This window comes from Microbispora amethystogenes (assembly GCF_016863015.1).
GTDB classification, from domain to species: Bacteria; Actinomycetota; Actinomycetes; order Streptosporangiales; family Streptosporangiaceae; genus Microbispora; species Microbispora amethystogenes.
Genome location: NZ_BOOB01000080.1, coordinates 1 through 4,658, shown reverse-complemented (window position 1 = coordinate 4,658; position 4,658 = coordinate 1). Strand labels below are relative to the sequence as shown.

Genomic DNA, 4,658 nt, shown 5'->3' with positions numbered 1-4,658 from the left:
TGGCGACTCCCTGCTCGGAATGCGGCTGATCGCCCGCATCCGGGCCGTGCTCGACGCCGAGCTCGGCATCGGCGAACTCTTCGGCACGCCCACCGTCGCCGGGGTGGCCCGCCTGATCGAGGAGCTCACCCGCGGCACCCAGACGAGCCCGGAGCCGCGGCCGCGCCCGGAGGTGCTGCCGCTCTCGTACGCCCAGCAGCGCATGTGGTTCCTCAACCGGCTCGAAGGAACCGCCCAGGGAGCGGGATACAACCTGCCGCTGGCGCTGCGCCTGTCCGGCCGGCTGGACGTGGCGGCGTTGGAGGCCGCGATCGGCGACGTCGCCGACCGCCACGAGAGCCTTCGTACGATCTTCCCGGAGGTCGAGGGCGTACCGCACCAGCGGGTGCTCGCCGACGCGCGCCCGGCCCTGCACGTCGTCGAGGTCCCGGAGGGCCGGGTGGACGACGTCCTCGCGGCGTACTCCGGTCAGGGCTTCGACCTGAGCACGGACCTGCCGTGGCGCGCCTGGCTCCTGGTCACGGGCCAGGACGAGCACGTCCTGCTCATCGTGGCCCACCACATCGCGGCGGACGGCTGGTCGATGGGCGTGCTGGCGCGGGACCTGCGCACGGCCTACGCCGCGCGCCGTCAGAACGGCCGGGCGCCGGAGCCGGGGCCGCTGCCCGTCCAGTACGCCGACTACGCGCTCTGGCAGCGCGAGATGCTCGGCGACCTGGACGATCCGGGCAGCCTGATCAGCCGCCAGCTCGGCTACTGGCGAGAGGCCCTGGCCGGGGTGCCGCAGGAGCTCACCCTGCCCACGGACCGCCCGCGCCCCGCCACGCCCACCTTCGAGGGCGGCTCGCTGCGGCTGGAGGTGGACCCCGCCACGCACGCCCGGCTGGTGCAGGTCGCCCAGCGCGGCCGGGTCACCACGTTCATGGTCGTCCACGCCGCGCTGGCCGCGCTGCTGTCCCGCATGGGCGCCGGGACGGACATCCCGATCGGCACCGTCACGGCGGGACGCGGCGACGCCGCCCTCGACGACCTGATCGGCTTCTTCGTCAACACCCTCGTGCTCCGTACGGACCTCGGCGGCGACCCGTCCTTCACCGAGTTGCTGGGCCGGGTGCGCCGGACCGACCTGGCCGCCTACACCCACCAGGACGTGCCGTTCGAGCGGCTCGTCGAGGACCTCAACCCGTCGCGCTCGCTGTCCCGGAACCCGCTCTTCCAGGTCATGCTGACCCTGCAGAACGTGCCGCCGGGGCAGTGGGACCTGCCCGGGCTCGACGTGAGCCTGGCGTCGCCCGGTGCTCCCGGTGCGCGGTTCGACCTGTCGGTGGACCTGGCCGAGCACCGCGACGCCGACGGCGGCCCGGCCGGCATCAGCGGCGGGTTGTTCTACGCCGCCGATCTCTTCGATCACCGGACCGCGGAGAAGCTGGCCGAACGCCTGATCCGGGTGCTGGAGCAGGTGGCCTCCGACCCCTCTGTACGGCTCAGCCAGGTCGAGGTGCTGGAGGAGGTCGAGCGGGAGGCGGTGCTGCACGGGTGGAACGACACCGCTGCCGGAGTGGCGGAGGGGACGTTCGGCGGGTTGTTCGAGGCGCAGGTGGCGCGGACGCCGGACGCGGTGGCGGTGGTCGGAGCGGGCGGGTCGTGGTCGTATGCGGAGTTGGACGCGGCGGCCAACCGGGTGGCGCACGCGCTGATCGGCCGGGGCGTGGGCCCCGAAGATCTGGTGGGCGTGATGATGGAGCGCTCGCCGGAGCTGATCGCGGTGCTGTTGGGCGTGGGCAAGGCGGGCGCGGGGTACCTGCCGATAGATCCCCGTCATCCGGCGTCGCGGATCGCCTTCATGCTGGGCGACGCCGCCCCGGTGCTGACGGTGTGCACCACCGCCACGGAGCCGGCGTTGTCGGCCGCCGCGGATGTGCCGCGGGTGGTGTTCGACCTGCTGGACCTGTCCGCACTGCCCGGTTTCGCGCCGTCGGATGCGGATCGGGTGGCGCCGTTACACCTGGATCATCCGGCGTATGTGATCTACACCTCGGGGTCGACCGGGACGCCGAAGGGTGTGGTGGTCTCCCATCGCGGGGTCGGCAGCCTGGCGGCGGCGCACATCGCCCGGTTGGGGGCGGGGGGCGGGGCGCGGGTGCTGCAGTTCACCTCGCTGAGTTTCGATGTGGCGTTCGCGGAGTTCTGCACCGCTTTGTTGTCGGGGGGTGCGTTGGTGGTGGCCGGCAGCGAGATGCTGCCGCCGTACGGGTCGCTGGGTGAGGTGACGGCCGCCTTCGGGGTGACGCATGTGATGATGCCGCCGTCGGTGCTGGCGGCGGCGGACGACCTGGCCCCCTGCGTGCATACGGTGTCGGTGGCGGGTGAAGTGTGCCCGCCGTCACTCACCGAGCGGTGGGCGGAGGGGCGCCGGTTCGTCAACGCCTACGGTCCGACCGAGGCGACGGTGATCGCGACGATGAGCGGTCCGTTGCCGGCGGGTGGGGGTGCGGTGCCGATCGGGCGGCCGATCGAGAACACCCGGACCTACGTCCTGGACGACCATCTGCGCCCGGTGCCGCCCGGCGTCACCGGCGAGTTGTATCTCGCGGGCGCGGGGCTGGCGCGGGGGTATGCCAAGCGTCCCGCGTTGACGGCCGAACGCTTCGTGGCGTGTCCGTTCGCTCCTGGGGAGCGGATGTACCGGACGGGTGACCTGGCGTACTGGACCGCTGACGGGCAGATCGTGGTGTCCGGGCGGGCCGACGACCAGGTGAAGATCCGCGGTTTCCGGGTGGAGCCGGGCGAGATCGAGACCGTGCTGGCCTCCCACGAGTCGGTGGCCCAGGCCGCGGTGCTCGTACGGGAGGACCGGCCGGGAGAGAAGATCCTCGTCGCCTATGTGGTGCCGGTCGCGGACAACCGGGTGGACACGGCGGTGCTGCGGGAGTTCGTCGGCTCCCGGTTGCCGGACTACATGGTCCCGGCCGCCGTGGTGGCGCTTGAGGCGTTGCCGGTCACGGTGAACGGCAAGCTCGACCGGGCCGCACTGCCCGCCCCGGACTTCGCGGGGGTCGCCACCGGTCGTGGCCCGGCCACGCCTGCCGAAGAGGTGCTGTGCGGCCTGTTCGCCGAGGTCCTGGGCCTGGCGGAGGTCGGGGCCGAGGCGTCGTTCTTCGACCTGGGCGGTGACTCGCTGCTGGCGATGCGGCTGATCGCCCGCATCCGCGCCGCCTTCGACGCCGAGGTCAGCATCCGGGAGCTGTTCACCACCCCGACCGTCGCCGGCGTGGCCCGGTTCGTCGATCAGGCGGTGGGCGAGGTGCGGCAGGCGCTGACGCCGCAACCGCGGCCCGAAGCGGTGCCGCTGTCGTACGCCCAGCAGCGGATGTGGTTCCTCAACCGCCTGGAGGACGCCGAGGAGAACGCGGCCTACAATCTGCCGTTCGCGCTCCGGTTGTCGGGTGAGCTGGACGCGGCGGCGCTGGAGGCCGCGCTCGGGGACGTGGCCGACCGGCACGAGAGCCTGCGTACCGTCTTCCCCCACGTGGACGGGGTTCCGCGTCAGGAGATGCTGGACGGGGCCGCCGGACGGCCGCCGCTCGCAGTCGTCGAGACCACCGAGGCCGAGCTGCCGGAACTGCTCGCCGCCCGGGCGGCCGACGGCTTCGACCTGAGCCGCGACCTGCCCTGGCGGGTGCGCCTGTTCACGCTGGGCCCGGACGAGCACGTGCTGCTCGTCGTGACCCACCACGTCGCGTCCGACGGCTGGTCGATGGGGGTGCTGGCGCGCGATCTGGAGGCGGCGTACGCGGCCCGTCGCGAGGGTCGCGCGCCCGACTGGCGGCCGCTGCCGGTGCAGTACGCGGACTACGCGCTGTGGCAGCGGCGGGTGCTGGGCGAGGCCGACGATCCCGGCAGCCTGATCAACGGCCAGCTCGATTACTGGCGTCAGGCGCTGGAAGGCGCTCCGGAGGAGCTTGCCCTGCCCGTGGACCGGCCGCGTCCGGCGACGCCGTCGTTCCGAGGCGGAACCGTGCACCTGGAGGTGGACGCACAGGCCCATGCCCGGCTGACGGAGCTGGCGCAGGGCGGTAACGCGACGATGTTCATGGTGGCGCACGCGGCGCTGGCCGTGCTGCTCGCGAAGGTCGGCGCGGGTACCGATATCCCCGTCGGTACGGCGATCGCCGGTCGTGGGGACGCTGCGCTGGAGGACCTGGCCGGGTGCTTCGTCAACACCCTGGTGCTGCGTACGGACCTGTCCGGCGATCCGTCGTTCGAGGACGTGCTGGCGCGGGTGCGGGAGACCGACCTGGCCGCGTACGCCCACCAGGACGTTCCGTTCGAACGCCTGGTGGACGAGCTGAACCCGGTCCGTTCGCTGTCGCGCAACCCGCTGTTCCAGGTGTCGCTCGGCGTGGAGAACTTCCCCGAGTCGCAGGGGCAGTGGGAGCTGGCCGGGCTGACCGTGAGCCCCATGCCGGCCACCAGCCCCGCCGCTCGGTTCGACCTGTCGGTCTCGTTGGTGGAGCGCCGGGACGAGGCCGGGGCTCCGGCCGGGCTGGGCGGTGGTGTCCTGTACGCCGCCGATCTGTTCGACGAGGCGACGGCACAGGCGCTCGCACGGCGGTTGGTGCGGGTGCTGGAGCAGGTGGCCTCCGACCCCGCCGTAA

The 4,658-nt window shown here is 72.9% G+C and carries 1 protein-coding gene; it reads left to right on the top strand.

Annotated features, from left to right (window positions below; all coding sequences use genetic code 11):
* Positions 1-19: 19 nt before the first annotated feature.
* A partial coding sequence (locus Mam01_RS35510; protein ID WP_204289607.1) for a non-ribosomal peptide synthetase occupies positions 20-4,658 on the top strand: 4,639 nt, incomplete at its 3' end.